The organism is Pseudomonas sp. s4 (assembly GCF_046764235.1).
Lineage (GTDB): Bacteria > Pseudomonadota > Gammaproteobacteria > Pseudomonadales > Pseudomonadaceae > Aquipseudomonas > Aquipseudomonas asiatica.
Genome location: NZ_CP177209.1, coordinates 4715375 through 4741937, shown reverse-complemented (window position 1 = coordinate 4741937; position 26563 = coordinate 4715375). Strand labels below are relative to the sequence as shown.

Genomic DNA, 26563 nt, shown 5'->3' with positions numbered 1-26563 from the left:
CATGGAACTCACTGCCGCACAACGTATCGCCCAACGTTTCGTTGGCCTCCCTGTGGAGCAACGCCAGCAGATCCTGGAAAAGATGCAGGCCACCGGCCAGAGCTTCCGCCTGCTGCCCATCGTGCCCGCGCGCCAGGGCCTGGCGCGTATTCCGCTGTCGTACGCCCAGCAACGCCTGCTGTTTCTCTGGCAGCTGGAGCCCGACAGCCCAGCCTACAACGTGCCGATGGCGGTACGCCTGAAGGGCGCGCTGGACCAGGCAGTGCTGCAGCAGGCGCTGGATGCGCTGGTGCAACGCCACGAATCGCTGCGCACGCGCTTTGCCTCGGAGGAGGGCGAGTTCTACCAGGAAATCCTCGAGCACTGCCCGCTGGCGCTGGAATTGCTGATGCTCGACGGTGCCGTCGATGAGACAGCGCTGAGCGTGGCCGTGGACGCCGCCCTCAAGCAGCCCTTCGACCTGCTGAGTGGCCCGCTGCTGCGGGTGACCCTGCTGCGCGTGGCCGCCGATCACCACGTGCTGGCGCTGAGCATGCACCACATCATCTCGGACGGCTGGTCCAGCGATGTGCTGGTGCAGGAATTCATCCAGCTGTACAGCGCCCTGGCCGAAGGCCGGCAGGCCGAGTTGCCGGCCTTGCCGATCCAGTACGCCGACTACGCCATCTGGCAGCGCGCCTGGCTCGAGGCAGGTGAAGCGCAGCGCCAACTGGCCTACTGGCAGGCCCAGTTGGGCGGCGAGCAGCCGGTGCTGAGCCTGCCGCTGGACTTCGAGCGCCCGGCCACGCCCAGCCAGCGTGGCGCGGTGGTGCGTGTGGACATCGGCGCCGAACAGGCCGAGGCCCTGCGCAGCCAGGCGCGCAAGGGTGGCCACACGTTGTTCGTGTTGGTACTGGCGGCCATGGCGGTGGTGCTGTCGCGCTACAGCGGCCAGGCCGACATCCGCATCGGCGCCCCGAACGCCGGGCGCAACCGCAAGGAGCTGGAAGGCCTGATCGGCTTCTTCATCAACACCCAGGTGCTGCGCGTGCAGGTGGACGAGCGCGCCACCTTCGCCGCACTGCTGGAGCAGGTAAAAGACGTGATCGGCGGCGCCCAGTCGCATCAGGAGCTGCCGTTCGAGCACCTGGTCGATGCCTTGCTGCCCGAGCGCAACCTGGCCCACAACCCGCTGTTCCAGTTCAAGATCAACCAGCACGTGGCCGCCAGCGATGCAGGGCGCAAGCGCCTGGGCGCGCTGGAGGTGGAAGGCTTTGCCCGTGACGGCGGCGATGCCCGCTTCGACCTGGCGTTCGACTTCTCGGACAAGGCCGACGGCATCGAAGGCTATTTCACCTACGCCACCGACCTGTTCGAGCAGGCCACCATCGAACGCATGGCCGCTTCGCTGCGCCAGGTGCTGGATGCGCTGATCCGTGACCCGCAGCAGGCGATCGTCGACAGCCCGCAAGTGGCGACGCTGCTGCCGGCGGCCACGCAGGCCTACCCGCACGGCAACTTCCTCGCTTTGTGGCGCCAGGCAATGGCGCAAGGCCAGGCCCACGGCGGTGTGCGTGCTGGTGACCGGTTCATGACCCAGGCCGGGCTGGAGGCGGCGTCCAACCGCCTGGCCGACTACCTGCGCCAGCACGGCGTCGGTGCCGGCAGCATCGTTGCCCTGTGCCTGCCGCGCTCCATCGAGTGGGTCGGCGCCTTGCTCGCAGTGCTCAAGACCGGCGCCGCCTACCTGCCGCTGGACGCCCAGCAACCGCCGGAGCGCCTGCAGCAACTGATTGCCAACAGTGGCGCCGCCGTACTCCTGCATGAGCCGGGCGACCAGCGCTTCGCCGGCCTGGACGGCGTGCAGCGGATTGCCTGCGATCACACCGCCTGGGCAACCTGCAGCGACAGCCCGGTCGAGGTGGCCATTGCCGCCGAGCAACCGGCCTATCTGATCTACACCTCGGGCTCGACCGGCCAGCCGAAAGGCGTGGTGGTCAGCCACGGGGCGCTGGCCAGCTACACCCAGGCGGTGCTGGAGCGCCTGCAACTGCCGGCCGCGGCGAGCATGGCGATGGTGTCCACCACCGCGGCCGACCTGGGCCACACCGTGCTGTTCGGTGCCTTGGCCTCGGGCCGCCTGCTGCACTTGTTGCCACAGGAACTGGCGTTCGACCCGGATGGCTTCGCCAGCTACATGGCGCAGCACCAGGTCGGCGTGCTCAAACTGGTGCCGAGCCACCTGCAAGGCTTGCTGCAAGCGGCCCGCGCCGCCGATGTGCTGCCCGCCGAGGCATTGATCCTGGGTGGTGAGGCATGCAGCTGGGGCCTGTTGGAAAAAATCCGCGAACTGCGCCCGGCCTGCCGGGTCATCAACCACTACGGCCCGACCGAAACCACTGTCGGCGTGCTCACCTTCGAGCCGGGGCAGCCGCTGCCAGGTTGCCGCACGGTGCCGGTCGGGCGCCCGCTGGGCAACGCCTGCGCCCAGGTGCTGGATGGCTACCTCAACCCGTTGGCGGCGCAGGTGCCCGGTGAGCTTTACCTGGGCGGGCAGGGTGTCGCTCAGGGCTACCTGGGCCAGCCCGCATTGACCGCCGAACGCTTCGTGCCGACCGAGGGTGGTGCCCGCCTGTACCGCACCGGCGACCGCGCGCGGCTGACTGCCGATGGCCTGGTCGAGTTCATCGGCCGTGCCGACGACCAGGTGAAGATCCGCGGCTATCGCGTGGAGCCAGGTGAAGTCGGCCGGGTGCTGGCCGGCCTGCCTGGTGTCAACGAGGCCGTGGTACTGGCCTTGCCACTGGAGGGCGATGCCGAGCGCTTGCAGCTGGTGGCCTACGGGGTGGCCGACGCAGGCGTGACCGTGCAGCAACTGCAGGCGCAATTGCAGGCACGCCTGCCGGACTACATGGTGCCGGCGCAGATACTGCTGCTGGAGCGCCTGCCACTGACCGCCAATGGCAAGCTCGACAAGCGCGCCTTGCCGGCACCGGGCGCGGTCAGCCGTGGCTATGTGGCGCCGCAAGGCGATATCGAGGAGAAGCTGGCTGCAGTGTGGGCCGATGTGCTCAAGCTGGAGCAGGTCGGCAGCACCGACAATTTCTTCGAACTGGGCGGGGACTCGATCCTCAGCCTGCAGATCATCGCCCGGGCCAAACGCCAGGGCATCAGGATCACCCCCAAGCAGTTGTTCGAACAACAGACCATCGCCCAGCTGGCCCAGGTAGCCAAGCGCATCGAGGCCAAGCAAGCGGTTGCGACCGCAGCCATGGACACCGCCACCAGCGGCGAGGTGGCGTTGCTGCCGGCCCAGGCGCGTTTCTTCGAGATGGAGATCGCCCAGCCGGCGCATTGGAACCAGTCGGTGCTGCTCAAGCCGGCCAGCCCGGTGCAGGTGCAACACCTGGAGGCAGCCCTGCGCGCCGTGGTCGAGCAGCACGATGCCCTGCGCCTGCGCTTCAGCCGTGGCGAAAGCCAGTGGCAGGCGCGCTTCCAGCCGCTGGACAATGCACCACTGCTGCGCCAGCGCAACCTGGCCGCACTGAGTGAGCTGGACGCCGCCGGTAACCAGGTGCAGGCCAGCCTGAACCTGGAGCACGGGCCGCTGCTGCGTGCCGAACTGTTCGATTTCGCCGATGGCCAGCAGCGCCTGCTGCTGGTGGTCCATCACCTGGTGGTCGACGGTGTGTCGTGGCGGGTGTTGCTGGAAGACCTGCAAGCGGCCTACCGGCAATTGCTGAACGGCCAGGCCGTGAGCCTGCCCGCCAAGACCACCTCGGTGAAGACCTGGGCCGAGCGCCTGGCCAGCCATGCCGGCAGCCCCGCATTGCAAGCACAGCGCGACTACTGGCTGCAGGCGCTGGCCGGCGACCACGCCGAACTGCCGCGTGACAACCCGCTGGGCAGCCTGGCCAACACCCATGCCCGTACCGCCGCCACACGGCTGGATGCCGAGCGCACCGCCAAGCTGCTGAAACAGGCCCCGGCGTCCTACCGCACGCAGATCAACGACCTGCTGCTGACCGCGCTGGCCCGCACCCTGTGCCAGTGGAGCGCACAGGACAACGTGCAGGTACTGCTGGAGGGCCATGGCCGCGAAGACCTGTTCGACGACCTCGACCTCAGCCGCACCGTGGGCTGGTTCACCAGCCTGTTCCCGGTGCGTCTCACACCCGGCCAGGACCTTGGCCAGTCGATCAAGGCGATCAAGGAACAACTGCGCGGCGTGCCGGACAAAGGCCTCGGCTACGGCCTGCTGCGTTACTTCGGCGATGCTGAAGTGCGTGACCAGCTCGAGCGTGCCGCCCAGGCTCGTGTCACCTTCAACTACCTGGGCCAGTTCGATGCCAGCTTCGATGCCGAGGCCGGCGCCCTGTTCACCCCGAGTGGGGAAAGCGCAGGCCGTACCCAATGTGCCGGCGCGCAGCTGGGCAACTGGCTGAGCATCACCGGCCAGGTGTACGGCGGCGAGCTGTTCCTGGAGTGGACCTACAGCGCCGACGTTCATCACCCGGCCACCATCGAGAAGCTGGCCCAGGCCTACGGGCAGGCCTTGGCAGAGCTGGTCGAGCACTGCTGCGATGCGCGGCACCAGGGCGTGACGCCGTCGGACTTCCCGCTGGCCGCGCTGACCCAGGCGCAACTGGACAGCCTGCCGCTGGAGGCCGGGCAGATCGCCGATGTGTACCCGCTGTCACCCATGCAGCAGGGCATGTTGTTCCACACCCTTTACGACCAGCAGGCCGGTAACTACATCAACCAGCTGCGCGTGGATGTGGAGGGGCTGGATGTGCAGCGGTTCCGCCAGGCCTGGCAGGCCACGCTCGATGCCCACGACATCCTGCGCAGCGGTTTCATCCTGCAAGGCGAACTGGAGCAAGCCGTACAGGTGGTTCGCAAGGCCGTCGAACTGCCATGCAGCGAGCATGACTGGCGTGGCCAGCCGGCGTTGGAGCAGGCATTGCAGGCCCTGGCCGAGGGTGAACGCCAGCGCGGTTTCGACCTTGCTGCCGCGCCGCTGCTGCGCCTGGTACTGGTACGCACGGGCGATACCCGCCACCACCTGATCTACACCAACCACCACATCCTGATGGACGGCTGGAGCACCTCGCGCCTGTTGGGCGAAGTGCTCCAGCGCTATGCCGGCCTGGCGCCGCAGGCCCAGGCCACGCACTACCGCGACTACATCGCCTGGCTGCAGGGCCAGGACGCGGCCGTTGCCGAAGCCTTCTGGAAAGCCCAGCTTGCAGCCCTGAATGAGCCAACCCGCCTGGCCCAGGCCATCGCCGGCAGTGCAGGCACAAGCGGTAGCGGTCATGGCGACCACCGCCTGGCCTTCGACCCTGAGCAGACCGCACGCATCGAAGCCTTCGCCCGGGCCAACCGGGTCACGGTCAACACCCTGGTGCAATCGGCCTGGCTGCTGCTGTTGCAGCGCTGCACCGGCCAGGCCAGCGTGTGCTTCGGTGCCACTGTCGCCGGCCGCCCGGCAGACCTGCCGGGGGTAGAGGAACAGATCGGCCTGTTCATCAACACCTTGCCAGTGATCGGCGCCCCGCGTACCGAGCAGACCGTGGCCGAGTGGATCGGCCTGGTGCAGGCCGGCAACCTGGCCGTGCGCGAGTTCGAGCACACCCCGCTGTACGATGTTCAGCGCTGGGCGGGGCAGGGCGGTGACGCCTTGTTCGACAGCATCCTGGTGTTCGAGAACTACCCGGTGGCCGAGGCGCTGCAACAGGGCGCGCCCGGTGGCCTGCGCTTCGGCGATGTGGCCGTGCAGGAGCAGACCAACTACCCGCTGACCCTGGTGGTGGAACTGGGCACCACGCTGTCGATGCAGTACAGCCATGACCGTGCGCTGTGGAGCGACGAGAGCATTGGCCGCCTGGCTGGCTACTTTGCCAACCTGCTGCAGGCGCTGGTGGAGAATGCTGACGCGGTGGTTGGCGAGCTGCCAATGCTGGGCCTGCCAGAACAGCGACAGATGGTCGAAGGCTGGAACGAAACCCAGGCGACCTACCCGGACGAGCGCAGCATTCACCAGCTGATCGAAGCCCAGGTGTTCGCCACCCCGGATGCCCCGGCGCTGACCTTTGGCCAGCAGACCCTGAGCTATGCCGAGCTCAACCGTCGTAGCAACCAGCTGGCGCACAAGCTGCGCGAGCAGGGCGTGGGCCCGGACGTGCTGGTGGGCATCGCCATGGAGCGCAGCCTGGAGATGGTCATCGGTTTGCTCGGCATCGTGAAGGCCGGCGGCGCGTATGTGCCGCTGGACCCGGAATACCCCCAGGATCGCCTGAGCTACATGTTCGAGGACAGCGGCATCGCCTTGCTGCTGACCCAGTCGCACCTGCATGAAGCCCTGCCGATCCCGGCCGGCCTGCGCAGCCTGGACCTGGATACCGAGAACTTCGACGGCTACAGCGATGCCAACCCGAATGTCGACGTGGCCCCGCTGAACCTCGCCTACGTGATCTACACCTCCGGCTCCACCGGTCGCCCGAAAGGTGCTGGCAACAGCCATCAGGCGCTGGTCAACCGCCTGTGGTGGATGCAGAAGGCGTACGGCCTGGACGCCGGCGACAGCGTGCTGCAGAAAACCCCGTTCAGCTTCGACGTGTCGGTGTGGGAGTTCTTCTGGCCGCTGCTGACCGGGGCACGCCTGGTCATGGCCCAGCCGGGCGCGCACCGCGACCCGCAGCTGCTGGTCGAAACCATCAACCACCACGGCATCAGCACGCTGCACTTCGTGCCGTCGATGTTGCAGGCGTTCATGACCCACGAAGCGGTCGAAAGCTGCGTCAGCCTCAAGCGCGTGGTGTGCAGCGGTGAAGCGTTGCCGGCCGAACTGGCCCGCCAAACCCTGCAACGCCTGCCGGCGGCGGGCCTGTACAACCTGTACGGCCCGACCGAGGCGGCGATCGACGTGACCCACCGGACCTGCCAGCCGGACGAAAGCATCAGCGTGCCGATCGGCCAGCCGATCGACAACCTCAAGACCCACATCCTCGAAGGCAGCCTGCAACCGGCGGTGCGCGGCAGTGCCGGCGAGCTGTACCTCGGTGGTGTCGGCCTGGCCCGTGGTTACCACCAACGCCCGGCGCTGACCGCCGAACGCTTCGTGCCGGACCCGTTCAGCGACAACGGCGGTCGCCTGTACCGCACCGGCGACCTGGCGCGCTACCGCGTCGATGGCGTGATCGACTACGCCGGGCGCATCGACCACCAGGTGAAGATCCGCGGCCTGCGCATCGAGCTGGGCGAGATCGAGGCGCGTCTATTGGAGCTGCCGAGTGTGCAGGAAGCCGTGGTGCTGGCCCAGGACGGGCCAAGCGGCAAGCAGCTGGTGGGCTATGTGGTGCCTGCCGACAGCACGCAAGACGAAGGCGCGTTGCGCGACAGCCTGCGCGAGGCGCTGAAGGCCGGCCTGCCGGACTACATGGTGCCGGCGCACCTGCTGCTGCTCGGCAAGCTGCCGGTGACGCCGAACGGCAAGCTGGACCGCAAGGCCCTGCCGCAGGCGGATGCCAGCCAGTCTCAGGGTGAATACATCGCCCCGCAGAGCGCGCTGGAGCAGCAGATCGCGGCGATCTGGGCGGATGTGCTGAAGCTGGAGACGGTCGGCCTGGGTGACAACTTCTTCGAGATTGGCGGGCACTCCTTGCTGGCCACCTCGGTGATCGTGCGCATCCAGGAGCAGGTGGGGGTAGTGGCCGAATTGAAAGAACTATTCGAGTTCCCGGTGCTGGCTGACTTCAGTCGTCAACTGGAAGCCAGGACGCCCCTGGTCGATTCCACCCAGGACCAGTTGGCCAGATCCCTGGCGCTGCTCGATAGCCTGAGCATGGAAGAGCTCGATGAACTGATTTCCTGACCTGATGTGATCTGTGCATGTGGGTAAACCCTTTCCCATAGATATGAGGCATTCCTTCAGCTGGTGGGGTCCCTGTGGGAGTGGGCATGCCCGCGAAGCAGGCGACGCGGTGGATGGCACCGGCTGCGCCGGTGTTCGCGGGCGCGCCCGCTCCCACAGGTATGGCGCAGGTTTCCGGGTCCCACAGGGGCCCTGCCAATTATTTATGTGCTGTGCCATGGGAAGTGGGTTCGGTGCAGGTTTCAGGGTCACGCTGTACCTGCACCGGGCGCTGCCTCCACCGAATTTCCATCTAAATCCATGCCACCACTCAACCGTCTAACTACGGAGGAAATTGATGAGCTGATTTCTTAGGAGATTCCCTGTGCAAGAGCTGCTCGATACGGTCGTATCGTTGTCCACCCAAAAACGTAAGGCGTTGGCAGCCTTGCTCAAGAAACAAGGCGTGAACCTGTACGGTGTCACGCCGATCTTCCCGAGGGATCCTGCAGAGCCGGTGCTGCTTTCCTACGCTCAGCAGCGCCTGTGGATACTGTCGCAATTGGGCGAGGTGGGCAGCGCGTACAACCTCTCGTCCGTCTTGCGTTTCAAAGGCCACCTGGATACCCAAGCCCTGCAGCGCAGTTTCGAGGCCCTGATCAAGCGCCACGAAACGCTGCGTACCACCTTCCGCCTGGAACGGGAACAGGCGGTTCAGGTGATCCACCCACATGTCCCTTTCGAACTGGCCGTTGAAGTGCTGGTGCAGGCCGATGACAGCTACCTGCGTCAGCGTGTCGAGGCCGAAGCCCACCTGCCTTTCGACCTGCAGCAGGGCCCGCTGTTGCGTGTGCGCCTGTTGCGCCTGGCAGCAGACGAACATGTGCTGGTGCTGACCCTGCACCACATCGTCTCCGACGGTTGGTCGATGCCGGTAATGGTCAACGAGCTGGTGCAGCTCTACCACGGCTACAGCCAGGGCCAACCCGTGGAGTTGCCGACACTGCCGGTGCAGTACGCCGATTACGCCACCTGGCAGCGCAACTGGATGGAGGCCGGCGAGCAGGAAAAGCAACTGGCCTACTGGACCGCGCAACTGGGAGAGGAGCATCCCGTGCTGGCGCTGCCCACCGACCGCCCGCGGCCCGCCGTGAGCAGTCATCAGGGCGCACGGATAAAGGTCGCGTTGGACCAGCAACTGGCCGGGGCGCTCAAGCAGCTGGCCCAGCAGCAGGGCGTGACGCCGTTCATGCTGTTGCTGGCCAGCTTCCAGACGCTGCTGCACCGCTACAGCGGCCAGCCAGATATCCGCGTCGGTGTACCGGTTGCCAACCGCAACCGGGTCGAGACCGAGCGCCTGATCGGCTTTTTCGTCAACACCCAGGTGCTACGGGCCGAGTTCGACCTGCAGATGACCTTCATTGACCTGCTGCAGCAGGTGAAGCAACGCGCACTGGGCGCCCAGGCCCATCAGGATCTGCCGTTCGAGCAGTTGGTCGAGGCCTTGCAGGTCGAGCGTAACCTGGGCCACAGCCCGCTGTTCCAGGTGATGTTCAACCACCAGACCCAGGCCAAGGGTGAACGTGTTGGTTTGCAAGGGCTGCAGATGGAAGAGCTGGTCTGGGACAACCATACCGCCAAGTTCGACCTGGCCCTGGATACCTTCGAGCACGAGCAAGGCATTGGCGCGGCACTGACCTACGCCACCGACCTGTTCGACGCCGCGACGATCGAGGGCATGGCCCGGCATTGGCTGAACCTGCTGCAGGGGATCGTATGTGAACCTGGGCAGCGGGTTGCCGACCTGCCGCTGCTGGACGAGCCTGAACGGCACATCATCATGCGCGGCTGGAACGCCACCGAAGCGGACTACCCGGCAGGGCAAAGCATCCATCAGCTCATCGAAGCCCAGGTCCTCGCCACCCCGGACGCCCCGGCGCTGGCCTTTGGCGAGCAGACCCTGAGCTATGCCGAGCTCAACCGCCGTAGCAACCAGCTGGCGCACAAGCTGCGCGAGCAGGGCGTGGGGCCGGATGTGCTGGTGGGCATCGCCATGGAGCGCAGCCTGGAGATGGTCATCGGTTTGCTCGGCATCGTGAAGGCCGGCGGCGCGTATGTGCCGCTGGACCCGGAATACCCCCAGGATCGCCTGAGCTACATGTTCGAGGACAGCGGCATCGCCTTGCTGCTGACCCAGTCGCACCTGCATGAAGCCCTGCCGATCCCGGCCGGCCTGCGCAGCCTGGACCTGGACACCGAGAACTTAGATGGCTACAGCGATGCCAACGCGAACATCGACGTGGCCCCGCTGAACCTCGCCTACGTGATCTACACCTCCGGCTCCACCGGTCGCCCGAAAGGTGCTGGCAACAGCCATCAGGCGCTGGTCAACCGCCTGTGCTGGATGCAGAAGGCCTACGGCCTGGACGCCAGCGACAGCGTGCTGCAGAAAACCCCGTTCAGCTTCGACGTGTCGGTGTGGGAGTTCTTCTGGCCGCTGATGACCGGCGCGCGCCTGGTCATGGCCCAGCCCGGCGCGCACCGCGACCCGCAGTTGTTGGTCGAAACCATCAACCACCACGGCATCAGCACGCTGCACTTCGTGCCGTCGATGCTGCAGGCGTTCATGACCCACGAAGCGGTCGAAAGCTGCGTCAGCCTCAAGCGCGTGGTGTGCAGCGGTGAAGCGTTGCCGGCCGAGTTGGCCCGCCAAACCCTGCAACGCCTGCCGGCGGCGGGCCTGTACAACCTGTACGGCCCGACCGAGGCGGCGATCGACGTGACCCACTGGACCTGCCAGCCGGACGAAAGCATCAGCGTGCCGATCGGCCAGCCGATCGACAACCTCAAGACCCATATCCTCGAAGGCAGCCTGCAACCGGCGGTGCGCGGCAGTGCCGGCGAGCTGTACCTCGGCGGTGTCGGCCTGGCCCGTGGTTACCACCAACGCCCGGCGCTGACCGCCGAACGCTTCGTGCCGGACCCGTTCAGCGACAATGGCGGGCGCCTGTACCGCACCGGCGACCTGGCGCGCTACCGCGCCGATGGGGTGATCGACTACGCCGGGCGCATCGACCATCAGGTGAAGATCCGCGGCCTGCGCATCGAACTGGGCGAGATCGAGGCGCGTCTATTGGAGCTGCCGAGTGTGCAGGAAGCCGTGGTGCTGGCCCAGGACGGGCCAAGCGGCAAGCAGCTGGTGGGCTATGTGGTGCCTGCCGACAGCACGCAAGACGAAGGCGCGTTGCGCGACAGCCTGCGCGAGGCGCTGAAGGCCGGCCTGCCGGACTACATGGTGCCGGCGCACCTGCTGCTGCTCGGCAAGCTGCCGGTGACGCCGAACGGCAAGCTGGACCGCAAGGCCCTGCCGCAGGCGGATGCCAGCCAGTCTCAGGGTGAATACATCGCCCCGCAGAGCGCGCTGGAGCAGCAGATCGCGGCGATCTGGGCCGATGTGCTGAAGCTGGAGAGGGTTGGCCTCGACGACCATTTCTTCATGCAGGGAGGGCACTCTCTGCTGGCAGTTTCGGTGATTGCCCGCATTCGTCAGCACCTGGGGCTGGACGTGCAGTTGCTTACCCTGTTCGAGGCTCCGGTGTTGAGGGACTTTGCCAAACGTGTCGAGCACGGTGAACGGGCACAGGCTGCTGTCATCGAATGCGTGAGCAGGGCTCAGCCACTAGCGCTTTCCTACGCCCAGCAACGGCAGTGGTTCTTGTGGCAATGGGCACCGCACAGCGCCACCTACAACATTCCGGCCGCACTGAAGCTGGCCGGGGCACTGGATGTCGCCGCCCTGCAACAGGCTTTCGGCGCCTTGATCGAGCGTCACGAAACCCTGCGTACCACCTTCCGCCTGGATGGCGAGCACGCAGTGCAGGTCATTCATGATCAAGTGCCGTTCGAGCTGGCCATCGAGGAGCAGGCGCACGCCGACGAGGCCGCTGTGCGGGCCTGGGTCGAAGCCGAAGCAGGGAAACCGTTCGACCTCGAGCAGGGGCCGCTGCTGCGGGCCAGGCTGCTGGGCCTGGCGGCGGACCAGCATGTATTGGTGCTGACCCTGCACCATATCGTCGCTGACGGCTGGTCGATGCCGGTGCTGGTCGAAGAGCTGGTGCAACTGTATGCGGGCTACAGCCAAGGCCAGGTGCCGACGCTGCCGGTCCTGCCGATTCAGTACGCGGACTTTGCCGTTTGGCAGCGCAACTGGATGGAGGCCGGCGAGCAGGCGCGGCAGCTGGCCTACTGGACCGAACAATTGGGTGATGAGCAACCGGTGCTGGAGTTGCCGTTGGACCATCCGCGCCCGGCTGTACCGAGCCACCAAGGCGCGCGTTGGCCGATTGAGTTGGGCGATGAGCTGGCGGCCAACCTCAAGCGCGTTGCCCAGCAGCAGGGCGTGACGCCGTTCATGCTGCTGCTGGCCAGCTTCCAGACCCTGCTGCATCGCTACTCGGGCCAGGCCGACATCCGTGTTGGTGTGCCCACGGCCAACCGCAACCGGGTCGAGACCGAGCGCCTGATCGGCTTCTTCGTCAACACCCAGGTACTGCGGGCCGAGTTCGATGTGCAACTGACGTTCAGCGAGCTGCTGCAACAGGTACGCCAGCGCACGTTGGGCGCGCAGGCCCACCAGGACCTGCCATTCGAGCAACTGGTCGAAGCCTTGCAGCCTGAGCGCAACCTTGGGCACAACCCGTTGTTCCAGGTGCTGTACAACCACCAGACCGAGCTCAAGGGCAGCCAGCACCGCTTGCCGGGCCTGGAAATGTCCGGCTTGGAGTGGAGCACGAATACAGCCAAGTTCGACCTGTCTCTGGACACATTCGAGCACGAAAAGGGCATCGGGGCTTCGTTGACGTACGCCACCGACCTGTTCGACGCCAGCACCATCGAGCGCATGGCGCGGCATTGGCTCAACCTGCTGGAAGCTATCGTGCGCCAACCGGGCCAGCGCATCAGCGAGCTGCCGTTGCTGGGCGAGGACGAGCAGCAGGCCGTGCTGCGTGACTGGAACCGCAACACCGCCGCCTTCCCGGATGAACGCAGCATCCATGAGCTCATCGAGGCCCAGGTGGCCACCGCCCCCGACGCCCCGGCAGTTACCTTCGGCGAGCAGACCCTGAGCTACGACGAACTGAACCGCCGGGCCAACCAGCTGGCGCACAAGCTGATCGAGCGCGGCGTTGGCCCGGATGTGCTGGTGGGCATCGCCATGGAGCGCAGCCTGGACATGGTGGTCGGCCTGCTGGGCATTCTCAAGGCCGGTGGTGCCTATGTGCCGCTGGACCCGGACTACCCGGAGGACCGCCTCAGCTACATGTTCGCCGACAGCGGCATTGCCTTGCTGCTGACCCAGTCGCACCTGCGTGAAGCCCTGCCGATCCCGCTTGGCCTGCACAGCCTGGATCTGGATGTCGAAGACCTGACCGGCTACAGCGATGCCAATCCGAATATCGACGTAGCCCCGCAGAACCTGGCCTACGTGATCTACACCTCCGGCTCCACCGGCAAGCCCAAGGGCACGCTGCTGCCGCACCAGAACGTGGTCCGGTTGTTCGCGGCGACCCAGGACTGGTTCCGCTTCGATGCCAGTGACGTGTGGACGGTGTTCCACTCCTACGCCTTCGACTTCTCGGTATGGGAGCTGTTCGGCGCGCTGTTGTATGGCGGCCGGGCGGTGATGGTGGCCAAGGACGTGGCGCGTTCCACCGAGGACTTCCATGCGCTGCTGCAGCGCGAGCAGGTGACGGTGCTGAACCAGACGCCGTCGGCGTTCCGCCAGTTGATCCCGGTGGCCTGCGCGGCAGCGCGGCAGGGGCAGGGCCTGGCCTTGCGGCATGTGGTGTTCGGCGGCGAAGCGCTGGACGTGAGCAGCCTCGAGCCCTGGTTCGAGGTGTTCGGCGACCGGCAGCCACGGCTGATCAACATGTACGGCATCACCGAAACCACGGTGCATGTGACCTACCGGCCGATCACCCAGGCCGATTTGGCCAAGGGCGCGAGCAGCCCGATCGGCGAGGTGATCCCGGACTTGTCGTGGTACCTGCTGGATGCCGCGCTGAACCCGGTGGCCCCGGGCAGCCATGGCGAACTGGTGATCGGCCAGGCCGGCCTGGCGCGGGGTTATCACGGGCGCCCGGGACTGACTGCCGAGCGCTTCGTGCCGAACCCGTTCGACAGCCAGGGTGGTCGCCTGTACCGCTCGGGCGACCTGGCCCGCTACGGCGGCGCGGGGGTGGTGGAGTACCTGGGGCGGATCGACCATCAGGTGAAGATTCGAGGTTTTCGCATCGAACTGGGCGAGATCGAGGCGCGGTTGCAGGCGCAAGCCAGCGTGGCCCAGGGCGTGGTGCTGGCCCAGGACGGCCCGGGCGGCAAGCAGCTGGTGGGTTATGTGGTGCCTGCCGATGCGGCTGTGATGGCCAGCACCGAGGCCCAGGCTGCCGAGCGGGATGCGCTGCGCACTGCGTTGAAGGCGAGCCTGCCGGACTACATGGTGCCGGCCCACCTGCTGTTCCTGGCCAGGCTGCCGTTGACCGCCAACGGCAAGCTGGACCGCCGTGCATTGCCGCAACCGGACGCCAGTCTGCTGCAAGCGGCATACGTGGCCCCGCAGAGTGAACTGGAACAACAGATCGCGGCAATCTGGGCCGATGTGCTGAAGCTTGAGCGGGTGGGCCTGGGCGACAACTTCTTTGAACTGGGTGGGCATTCCTTGCTTGCCGTCCAGGTGATCTCCCGGGTACGTCAGAGCCTGGGCGTGGAGCTGCAGTTGCGTGCGCTGTTCGAAACGTCGAGCCTGGCCGACTTCGCCAGGCTTGCAGCGCAAGGTGAGCAGGCTTGCTCTGCCGTCATTGCACGGGTTTCCCGGAAGCAGCCGCTGGCGCTTTCCTACGCCCAGCAACGGCAGTGGTTCCTGTGGCAATGGGCACCGCACACCGCCACCTACAACATTCCGGCCGCACTGAAGCTGGCCGGGGCGCTGGATGTCGCCGCCCTGCAACAGGCTTTCGGCGCCTTGATCGAGCGTCACGAAACCCTGCGTACCACCTTCCGCCTGGATGGCGAGCAGGCAGTGCAGGTCATTCATGATCAAGTGCCGTTCGAGCTGGCCATCGAGGAGCAGGCGCACGCCGACGAGGCCGCTGTGCGGGCCTGGGTCGAAGCCGAAGCAGGGAAACCGTTCGACCTGGAGCAGGGGCCGCTGCTACGGGCCCGGCTGCTGTGCCTGGCGGCGGACCAGCACGTGCTGGTGCTGACCCTGCACCATATCGTCGCCGATGGCTGGTCGATGCCGGTGCTGGTCGAAGAGCTGGTGCAACTGTATGCGGGCTACAGCCAAGGCCAGGCGCCGACGCTGCCGGTCCTGCCGATTCAGTACGCGGACTTTGCCGTTTGGCAGCGCAACTGGATGGAGGCCGGCGAGCAGGCGCGGCAGCTGGCCTACTGGACCGAACAATTGGGTGATGAGCAACCGGTGCTGGAGCTGCCGTTGGATCATCCGCGCCCGGCTGTACCGAGCCATCAAGGCGCGCGTTGGCCGATTGAGTTGGGCAATGAGCTGGCGGCCAACCTCAAGCGCGTTGCCCAGCAGCAGAACGTGACGCCGTTCATGCTGTTGCTGGCCAGCTTCCAGACCTTGCTGCATCGCTACTCGGGCCAGGCCGACATCCGTGTTGGTGTGCCCACGGCCAACCGCAACCGGGTCGAGACCGAGCGCCTGATCGGCTTCTTCGTCAACACCCAGGTGCTGCGTGCCGAGTTCGATATGCAGCTGACGTTCGGCGAGCTGCTGCAACAGGTCAAGCAACGTGTTCTGGGCGCGCAGGCCCACCAGGACCTGCCATTCGAGCAACTGGTCGAAGCCTTGCAGCCTGAGCGCAACCTTGGGCACAACCCGTTGTTCCAGGTGCTGTACAACCACCAGACCGAGCTCAAGGGCAGCCAGCACCGCTTGCCGGGCCTGGAAATGTCCGGCCTGGACTGGAGCACTCACACCGCCAAGTTCGACCTGAGCCTGGATACCTACGAAGACGGGCAGGGGATCGGTGCGGCACTGATCTATGCCACCGACCTGTTCGATGCCAGCACCATCGAGCGCATGGCGCGGCACTGGGTCAACCTGCTCGAAGCCATTGTGCACCAACCGGGCCAGCGCATCAGCGAGCTGCCGTTGCTGGGCGAGGACGAGCAGCAGGCTGTGCTGCGTGACTGGAACCGCAACACCGTCGCCTTCCCGGATGAGCGAACCATTCATGAGCTGATCGAGGCCAAGGTGGTCGCCGCCCCCGAAGCCCCGGCAGTCACCTTCGGCGAGCAGACCCTGAGCTACGGCGAACTGAACCGCCGGGCCAACCGGCTGGCGCACAAGCTGATCGAGCGTGGCGTTGGCCCGGATGTGCTGGTGGGCATCGCCATGGAGCGCAGCCTGGAAATGGTGGTCGGCCTGCTGGGCATTCTCAAGGCCGGCGGTGCCTATGTGCCGCTGGACCCGGAATACCCGGAAGATCGCCTCAGCTACATGTTCGCCGACAGCGGCATCACTTTATTACTGACCCAGGCACACCTGCGTGAGGTGCTGCCAATTCCAGTCGCCATCGAGTGCCTGGAGCTGGATGAGCTAGCTCTGGCCAGCTACAGCGGCGCCAACCCCGGGGTTACGGTAGCCCCGCAGAACCTGGCCTACGTGATCTACACCTCCGGCTCCACCGGCAAGCCCAAGGGCACGCTGCTGCCGCACCAGAACGTGGTCCGCCTGTTCGCGGCGACGCAGGCGTGGTTCCGCTTCGATGCCAGTGACGTGTGGACGGTGTTCCACTCCTACGCCTTCGACTTCTCGGTATGGGAGCTGTTCGGCGCGCTGTTGTATGGCGGCCGGGCGGTGATGGTGGCCAAGGACGTGGCGCGCTCCACCGAGGACTTCCATGCGCTGCTGCAGCGCGAGCAGGTGACGGTGCTGAACCAGACGCCGTCGGCGTTCCGCCAGTTGATCCCGGTGGCCTGCGCGTCAGCGCGGCAGGGGCAGGGCCTGGCCTTGCGGCACGTGGTGTTCGGCGGTGAAGCGCTGGACGTGAGCAGCCTCGCCCCCTGGTTCGAAGCGTTTGGTGACCAGCAGCCACGGCTGATCAACATGTACGGCATCACCGAAACCACGGTGCATGTGACCTACCGGCCGATCACCCAGGCCGATTTGGCCAAGGGCGCGAGCAGCCCGATCGGCGAGGTGATCCCGGACTTGTCGTGGTACCTGCTGGATGCCGCGCTGAACCCGGTGGCCCCGGGCAGCCATGGCGAACTGGTGATCGGCCAGGCCGGCCTGGCGCGGGGTTATCACGGGCGCCCGGGACTGACTGCCGAGCGCTTCGTGCCGAACCCGTTCGACAGCCAGGGTGGTCGCCTGTACCGCTCGGGCGACCTGGCCCGCTACGGCGGCGCGGGGGTGGTGGAGTACCTGGGGCGGATCGACCATCAGGTGAAGATTCGAGGTTTTCGCATCGAACTGGGCGAGATCGAGGCGCGGTTGCAGGCGCAGGCCAGCGTGGCCCAGGGCGTGGTTCTGGCCCAGGACGGTCCCGGCGGCAAGCAGCTGGTGGGTTATGTGGTGCCTGCCGATGCGGCCGTGATGGCCAGCACCGAGGCCCAGGCTGCCGAGCGCGAGGTGCTGCGCACTGCGCTGAAGGCGAGCTTGCCGGACTACATGGTGCCGGCCCACCTGCTGTTCCTGGCCAAACTGCCGTTGACCGCCAACGGCAAGCTGGACCGCCGTGCGCTGCCGCAACCAGATGCCAGCCAGTTGCAGCGCGCGTACCTCGCGCCGCAAAGCGAACTGGAGCAACGGATCGCGGCGATCTGGGCCGATGTGCTGAAGCTGGAGCGGGTAGGCCTGGGCGACAACTTCTTCGAACTGGGTGGGCACTCCTTGCTGGCTACCCAGGTCATGGCACGGCTACAGGTCGAGCTTGGCACGAGCCTGCCCCTGGCGTTGTTGTTCCAGGCGCAAACGCTGCAGGACTACGCAGCAATGATCAATAGCTTGAATACCCATAGCGATGCAGACCTGGATGAACTCCAGGACTTCATGAGCGAGCTTGAGGCAGTCTGAAATGCAAACGGATAACAGAAACATGGCCCTGGTGCAGCGCTTCATCGGCCTGCCGCTGCCACAGCGCAAACTCTTCCTCGAGAAACTGGCGGCGAAAGGCATGAGCCTGGCCCAGTTGCCGATCCCCGAGGTGCGCGGCGAACATCCGTTGCCGGCGCTTTCATACGCCCAGCAACGGCAGTGGTTCCTGTGGCAATGGGAGCCTGCCAGTGCCACCTACAACATCCCGGCTGCCTTGAAGTTCAAGGGGAATCTGGACACCACAGCTCTGCAACTGGCCTTCGAGGCCTTGATCGAGCGACATGAAACCCTGCGTACCACGTTCCGTCGCGACGGTGAGCAGGCGGTGCAGGTCATTCATGGCCAGCTGCCGTTCGAGCTGGTCATCGAAGAGCAGGCAAACGCCGACGAGGCCGCTGTGCGGGCCTGGGTCGAGACCGAGGCAGGGCAACCGTTCGACCTGGAGCAGGGGCCGCTGCTGCGGGCCCGGTTGCTGCGCCTGGCGGCGGACCAGCACGTGCTGGTGCTGACCCTGCACCATATCGTCGCCGACGGCTGGTCGATGCCAGTGATGGTCAATGAGCTGGTGCAGTTCTATCAAGGTTTCAGCCAGGGCCAGGTAACGCAACTGCCGGCCCTGCCGATCCAGTATGCCGACTATGCCATTTGGCAGCGTAGCTGGATGGAAGCCGGCGAGCAGGCGCGGCAGCTGGCCTACTGGACCGAACAATTGGGTGATGAGCAACCGGTGCTGGAGCTGCCGCTGGACCATCCGCGCCCGGCCATGCCGAGCCACAGAGGGGCACGGTTGCCGATCGTGCTGGGCGATGGGCTGGCCAACAACCTGAAAAGGGTTGCCCAGCAGCAGGGCGTGACGCCGTTCATGCTGCTGCTGGCCAGCTTCCAGACCCTGCTGCATCGCTACTCGGGCCAGGCTGATATCCGCGTTGGGGTACCGATTGCCAACCGTAACCGGGTCGAGACCGAGCGCTTGATCGGCTTCTTCGTCAACACCCAGGTGCTGCGTGCCGAGTTCGATGTGCAACTGACGTTCAGCGAGCTGCTGCAACAGGTCAGGCAACGTGCCCTGGGTGCCCAGGCCCATCAGGACCTGCCGTTCGAACAGCTGGTCGATGCGCTGCAACCGGAGCGCAACCTGAGCCACAATCCGCTGTTCCAGGTGTTGTACAACCATCAGACCCAGGCCAAGGGCGAGCCCCGACGTATAGCGGGGCTGGAGATGGAGGAGTTGGCCTGGGACAACCACACCGCCAAGTTCGACCTGGCTTTGGACACCTCCGAGCATGAAAAGGGCATCGGGGCTTCGTTGACGTACGCCACCGACCTGTTCGACGCCAGCACCATCGAGCGCATGGCGCGGCATTGGCTCAACCTGCTGGAAGCTATCGTGCGCCAGCCCGGGCAACGCATCAGTGAGCTGCCATTGCTGGGCGAGGACGAGCAGCAGGCCGTGCTGCGTGACTGGAACCGCAACACCGTCGCCTTCCCGGATGAGCGAACCATTCATGAGCTGATCGAGGCCCAAGTGGTCGCCGCCCCCGAAGCCCCGGCAGTCACCTTCGGCGAGCAGACCCTGAGCTATGGCGAACTGAACCGCCGGGCCAACCAGCTGGCGCACAAGCTGATCGAGCGCGGCGTTGGCCCTGATGTGCTGGTAGGCATCGCCATGGAGCGCAGCCTGGACATGGTGGTCGGCCTGCTGGGCATTCTCAAGGCCGGTGGTGCCTATGTGCCGCTGGACCCGGAGTACCCGGAAGACCGCCTCAGCTACATGTTTGCCGACAGTGGCATCGCCTTGCTGCTGACCCAGTCGCACCTGCGCAAAGCCCTGCCGATCCCGGTTGGCCTGCACAGCCTGGATCTGGATGTCGAAGACCTGACCGGCTACAGCGATGCCAACCCGAATATCGAAGTAGCCCCGCAGAACCTGGCCTACGTGATCTACACCTCCGGCTCCACCGGCAAGCCCAAGGGTACGCTGCTGCCGCACCAGAACGTGGTCCGGCTGTTCGCGGCGACCCAGGACTGGTTCCGTTTCGATGCCAGTGACGTGTGGACGGTGTTCCACTCCTATGCCTTCGACTTCTCGGTATGGGAGCTGTTCGGCGCGCTGTTGTATGGCGGCCGGGCGGTGATGGTGGCCAAGGACGTGGCACGTTCCACCGAGGACTTCCATGCGCTGCTGCAGCGCGAGCGGGTAACGGTGCTGAACCAGACGCCGTCGGCGTTCCGCCAGTTGATCCCGGTGGCCTGCGCGGCAGCGCGTCAGGGGCAGGGCCTGGCCCTGCGGCATGTGGTGTTCGGCGGCGAAGCGCTGGATGTGAGCAGCCTCGAGCCCTGGTTCGAGGTGTTCGGCGACCAGCAGCCACGGCTGATCAACATGTACGGCATCACCGAAACCACGGTGCACGTGACCTACCGGCCGATCACCCAGGCCGACCTGGCCAAGGGCGCGAGCAGCCCGATCGGCGAGGTGATCCCGGACCTGTCGTGGTACCTGCTGGATGCCGCGCTGAACCCGGTGGTCCCGGGCAGCCACGGCGAGCTGGTGATCGGCCAGGCGGGCCTGGCGCGGGGGTATCACGGGCGCCCGGGGCTGACCGCCGAGCGCTTCGTGCCCAACCCGTTCGACAGCCAGGGTGGCCGCCTGTACCGCTCGGGCGACCTGGCCCGCTACGGCGGCGCGGGGGCGGTGGAGTACCTGGGGCGGATCGACCATCAAGTGAAGATTCGAGGTTTTCGCATCGAACTGGGCGAAATCGAGGCGCGGCTGCAGGCGCAGGCCAGCGTGGCCCAGGGCGTGGTACTGGCCCAGGACGGCCCGGGCGGCAAGCAGCTGGTGGGTTATGTGGTGCCTGCCGATGCGGTCGTGATGGCCAGCACCGAGGCCCAGGCTGCCGAGCGCGAGGCGCTGCGCACTGCGCTGAAGGCGAGCCTGCCGGACTACATGGTGCCGGCCCACCTGCTATTCCTGGCCAAACTGCCCTTGACCGCCAACGGCAAGCTGGACCGCCGTGCGCTGCCGCAACCGGACGCCAGCCTGCTGCAAGCGGCATATGTGGCCCCGCAGAGCGAACTGGAACAACAGATCGCGGCGATCTGGGCCGATGTGCTGAAACTGGAGCGCGTAGGCCTGGACGACAACTTCTTCGAACTGGGTGGCGATTCCATCGTTTCCCTGCAGGTCGTGGGCAAGGCCCGCCAGGCCGGCGTGCAGTTCACCCCCAAGCAACTGTTCCAGCATCAGACCGTACAAGGCCTGGCCACGGTGGCGCGGCGTGTTGTCGAAGGTATTGGCGAGCAAGGGCCGATCACGGGCAGCACACCGCTGACACCGATTCAGCAATGGTTCTTCGAGGCCGACATTGGCGAGCGTGGGCATTGGAACCAGTCGATTCTGCTGACACCCAGCGAACCCCTGCAAGCGGACCGCCTGCACGATGCGTTGCTGGCACTGGTCGCCCATCATGATGCACTGCGCCTGGGCTTCGAGCAGCAGGAGGGGGTCTGGCAAGCCGAGTACAAGCCACAGCGGCAGGCGCGGATACTCTGGGAGCATGCGTGCGCGGACGAGGAGGCGTTGGCCGCACTTGCTGAACAGGCCCAACGCAGCCTGAACCTGCAGCAAGGCTTGCTGGTCCGTGCGCTGCTGGCCAGCCTGCCCGATGGCAGCCAGCGTCTGCTGCTGGTCATTCATCACCTGGCGGTAGATGGCGTGTCGTGGCGCCTGTTGCTGGAGGACCTGCAACAGGCCTATCAGGCCCTGGGCAACCGACAGCCGCTGCAATTGCCAGCCAAGACCAGCGCCTACAAGACCTGGGCGCAGCACCTGCAGGCCTATGCCCAGAGCGAGGCGCTGCAAGCGGAACTTGCCTACTGGCAAGCGCAGTTGCAAGGCACCAGCGACCACCTGCCGTGCGCCAATGCGCTGGGCGGCAACCAGCAGCAGCACGCTGCGTCGGTCAGTACGAGGCTGGGCCGCGAAGCCACCTGGCAGTTGTTGCACGATGCCCCTGCGGCCTATCGCACGCAGATCAATGACCTGTTGCTGACAGCCCTGGCTCGGGTGATCGCCCGCTGGACCGAGCGGCCGGAGGTGCTGGTCAGGCTGGAAGGCCATGGGCGGGAAGACCTGTTCGATGACATTGACCTGAGCCGCACGGTGGGCTGGTTCACCAGCATGTACCCAGTGAAGCTGAGCCCGCTGGGCGGGATCGCCGAATCGATCAAGGCGGTCAAGGAGCAGCTGCGGGCTGTGCCGAACAAAGGCCTTGGCTATGGCGCGCTGAAGTACATGGGGCCGGCTGGTGCGCGTGAGGCCCTGGCTGCGTTGCCTCAGGGCGAGATCGTGTTCAACTACCTCGGGCAGTTCGACGGTAGCTTCGACGAGCAGTCGGGCTTGTTCGCACCCGCGCGCGAATACGGCGGTGCGGCCAAACCAGCCGATGCGCCACTCGATAGCCAGATCGCCCTGAACGGCCAGGTATACGGCGGCGAGCTGAAACTTGGCTGGACCTTCAGTGCGCAGCGCTACGACACAGCGGTCATGCAAAAGTTGGCAGATGACTATGCCGCAGAGCTTGGCGCGCTGATCGCTCATTGCTGCGAGCCGGGCAACCGTGGTGTTACGCCTTCGGACTTCCCACTGGCCGCGCTGCGCCAACAACAGCTGGATGAGCTGCCGGCAGTTGCACGGCAGGTTGCCGATATCTACCCGCTGTCGCCGATGCAGCAGGGCATGCTGTTCCATTCGCTGCAGGGGCCTGAAGGCGCGCTTTACATAAACCAGACTTCGGTGGAAGTCAAAGGCCTGGAAATCGAACGGTTCGTGGCAGCCTGGCAGCAGGTGATCGACTGCCACGATATCCTGCGCAGTGCCTTCTGGTCGGCGCCCCACTTGGCCGAACCTTTGCAGCTTGTCTACCGCAAGGTCGAATTGCCGGTGGTCGTGCATGACTGGCGCGATCGTCCGGTAAGTGCGCAGATGCTGCAGGCGCTGGCCGAGGCCGATGCCGCACAAGGCCTGGACCTGAGTGTCGCACCGTTGATGCGCCTGACCCTGGTGCGGCTGGACGACGAACGTTTGCACCTGCTGTGGACCCGTCATCACATACTGATGGACGGCTGGAGTACCTCGCGGCTGCTTGGCGAGGTGTTGCAGACTTACCATGGCCACCCTGCGCGAGCGCCGGCAGGGCGGTTTGGCGATTACATCCGCTGGCTTGCCGGGCAGCCCAAGGCGGCGCTGGAGCAGTTCTGGCGCGGCAAGCTGCAAGAGCTGGAAAGCCCCACCTGGCTGGCGGACAGCCTGGCGGCTCGCCCCGCGGCAGACCTGCAGGGGCACGCCGCGCTGTACCTGCGTTGGGATGCCTCGCGTACCCGGCAACTGCGCGAGCAGGCCCAGCGCTTGCGCATCACCCCAAACACCTTGATCCAAGCGACCTGGCTGCTGCTGCTTCAGCGCTATACCGGGCAAGCCACGGTGTGCTTCGGCGCCACCGTGGCGGGCCGGCCAGCCGGCTTGCCCGGTGCCGACGAAATGCTGGGTTTGTTCATCAACACCTTGCCGGTGGTGCAGACGCCCCAACCGCAGCAGCGGATTGTCGACTGGCTGCAGCAACTGCAGGCCTGCAACCTGGAACTGCGCGACCACGAACATGCAGCCTTGGCCGATGTGCAACGCTGGGCAGGGCAGGCAGGGCAAGCGTTGTTCGACAGCATCGTGGTGTTCGAGAACTACCCGGTGGACGAGCGCCTGCAGGAAGGTGGTGGTGGCTCGCTGCAGTTCGGTGAGGTGAGCAACCGCGACGTGACCAACTACGCCATGGACCTGGCGGTGCATCTGGGCGAGACGCTCTCTGTCGAGTTCCTCTACTTGCGCAACCGCTTCACGGAGCAAGCCACCGACAGCATTCGTGGCAGTTTCGAACGGCTGCTCGAGGGCATGCTCGACAACCCTCACGCCACCGTGGGCAGCCTGGACATGCTGACCCCGGCGCAAGCGCAGCAGGCCCAGGCTCGCAACGGCTTGCAGCCATGCGAGCAGGCCATGCCAAGGCTGGCCGAGCTGATTGCCAGGCATGCCCAGGCGCGGCCAGAGGCAATTGCGGTGGCCTGTGGCGAGCGACAGTTGAGCTATGCCCAACTGGATGAGCGTGCCAACCGCCTGGCACACCACCTGATTGCCTTGGGGGCGCGCCCGGAGGTTACGGTCGGCATCGCCCTGGAACGCTCGGTGGAGGTGATCGTGGCATTCCTGGCGGTGATGAAAACCGGCGCCGCCTATGTGCCGCTGGATATCGACTACCCGCAGGATCGCTTGCAGTGGATTGTCGAGGATTCGGCCATGCACCTGCTGGTGACCAGCAGCGGCTTGCGCCAGCGTTTTGCCGGGGTGGAGCACTGCGTGGAGCTGGACCTTCTGGCTATCACCAGCTTGCCGTCCGATGCCCCTCAGGTGATGGTGCACGACACCAACCTGGCGTACCTGATCTATACCTCTGGCTCTACCGGCAAGCCCAAGGGCGTGGCGGTCAGCCACGGGCAGATCGGCATGCACTGCCAGGCAATCGCCCGCCTTTACGAAATGGATGAAAGCACTCGCGAGCTGTTGTTCATGTCGTTCGCTTTCGACGGTGCCCAGGAGCGTTGGCTGTCGACCTTGTCGTCAGGCGGCTGCCTGGTGGTGCGCGGTAGCCAGCTGTGGACTGCCGAGCAAACCTGGCAGGTACTGCATGCCGAGCGCATCGACATTGCCTGCTTCCCACCGGCGTATCTGCAGCAACTGGCCGAGTTCGCGCAATCCCGGCAGGAAGCCGCACCGCCGGTGCGCATCTATTGCTTTGGCGGTGACGCGGTGCCCGATGCACTGTTCGAACTGGTCAAGCGGACCTTGCGCCCGCAGTTCCTGACCAATGGCTACGGGCCTACCGAAACGGTCGTGACCCCCCTGTTGTGGAAAGTATCGGCACAGCAGTCATGCCAGGCGGTGTATGCGCCGATCGGTGAGCGGGTTGGCCAGCGCACGCTGCATGTGCTGGACCAGGGCCTGAACCCGGTGCCCGATGGCGTGGCCGGGGAGCTCTACATTGGTGGCGAGGGTGTGGCGCGCGGGTATCACCAGCGTCCGTCCCTGACCGCCGAGCGCTTTGTCGCCGACCCGTTTGCCCAGGGCGGGCGGCTGTACCGCACCGGTGACCGGGTGCGTCGTCGGGCGGATGGCGTGATCGATTTCATCGGCCGCCTGGACAACCAGTTGAAGGTTCGCGGTTTCCGTATCGAACCTGGGGAAGTCGAAGCACGGCTGCGTAATCTGGCGGATGTGCGGGATGCTGTGGTGATGGCCAGGGAGGGCGCTACCGGCAAGCAATTGGTGGCGTATCTGGTCACCGGCAATGGGGTGACTTCCGCTACGCCATTGCGTGACGCCTTGCGTGCCGACCTGCCGGACTACATGGTGCCGACCCAGTGGGTATTGCTGCCGGCGTTTCCACTCACGCCCAATGGCAAGATCGATCGCAATGCGCTGCCGGCCCCGGAGTTGGCCGGGCGCCCGGTGCGGGTGGCTCCGCGCGATGACACGGAGAAGGCGCTGGCGGCCATCTGGCGGGAAGTGCTGGAGGTGGATGAAGTTGGTGTCGATGACAACTTCTTCGAGTTGGGGGGCGATTCGCTGCGCGTGCTGAAGATGCTGTCGAAGGTACGAGCACGGCCCGACCTGTCGATCGAGCTGAAACTGCGCGATGTCATGGCCAGGCCCACCATTGGCGAGCTTTCCGGATATACCGATGGCGACGTCGCCCTTGATCCGCTGCTGCTGCTCAACAGCCGGGTAGCCGGGGCCAAGCCTCTGTTCTGCCTGCATGCAGGCTTTGGCACGGTGTTCGACTACGAGCCGCTGGCGCGCCGGCTGGAAGGGCATTGCAGCGTCTACGGCGTGCAATGCCGCATGCTGCTCGATCGCAACTGGCAGGATGATTCGTTGCAGGCCATGGCGATCGACTATGCCCAGTACATTCGCCAGAAGCAGCCCGAAGGGCCATACCAGCTTGCCGGCTGGTCGCTGGGTGGCACGCTGGCGGTGCTGGTGGCCCAGGAGCTGGAAGCCCAGGGCCAGCAAGTATCGTTGCTTGGCCTGGTCGACAGTTTTATCCCAACCGGTGCGCCGGCGACGCCGGCAGCGGACTGGAGTGCCGACCTTGGCAGCTTCCTGAGTGTGCTGCTGGGGCTGGCAAAAGAGCAGTTGGTACTGCCTGCGGTTGCGGCGGGCAGTGGTGTGCCGCTGCTTGAGCGGCTGATCGAAGAGGCACGCTCGGGGCTGCAGGTAGCGTCGGTCTTCGCCAGTGTCGAAAGCGCTGAACTGGCCCACACCTTTGCCGTGGCGATGCGGCTCAAGGCGTTGTCGGAACGGTTGCCGGCATTGCCGGCAACCCGCGCCGCTGCCTTGTGCTGGTGGGCAGGTGACCATGGCCAACGCTTCGCGGTTCACGGGAGCGGTGAGAACCACGCGGTTGCAGCGGGTCACTATGACATCCTCAAGCATCGGGAAGTGATCGAGGGGCTCGCGGCCAGGCTGGTGGCGGAGCCGGTCATGGGTTGACCCG

Annotated in this window: 2 protein-coding genes and 1 pseudogene; all 3 read left to right on the top strand. The window is 65.8% G+C overall.

Annotation, left to right across the window (positions count from 1 at the left end; all coding sequences use genetic code 11):
* The first annotated feature begins 1 nt into the window (after position 1).
* The 3 genes and pseudogenes from ACK56M_RS21930 (at position 2) to ACK56M_RS21920 (ending at position 26559) form a co-directional block, all read left to right on the top strand.
* Complete coding sequence (locus tag ACK56M_RS21930; protein ID WP_411959046.1) at positions 2–7855, top strand: amino acid adenylation domain-containing protein; 7854 nt, start codon at positions 2–4, stop codon at positions 7853–7855.
* A 490-nt stretch (positions 7856–8345) separates the two neighbouring features.
* Positions 8346–17939, top strand: a pseudogene (locus ACK56M_RS21925) (amino acid adenylation domain-containing protein); the annotation flags it as partial.
* Positions 17940–17961: 22 nt separating this feature from the next.
* Entirely contained in the window at positions 17962–26559 is an 8598-nt protein-coding gene (locus ACK56M_RS21920) for an amino acid adenylation domain-containing protein (RefSeq protein ID WP_411959045.1), read from the top strand.
* The last annotated feature ends 4 nt before the right edge of the window (positions 26560–26563 follow it).

What these genes read in the sequence shown, in the direction of transcription:
- ACK56M_RS21930 (WP_411959046.1), top strand. Translation starts at nt 2, where the DNA reads ATGGAACTCACTGCCGCACAACGTATCGCCCAACGTTTCGTTGGCCTC.
- ACK56M_RS21920 (WP_411959045.1), top strand. Translation starts at nt 17,962, where the DNA reads ATGGCCCTGGTGCAGCGCTTCATCGGCCTGCCGCTGCCACAGCGCAAA.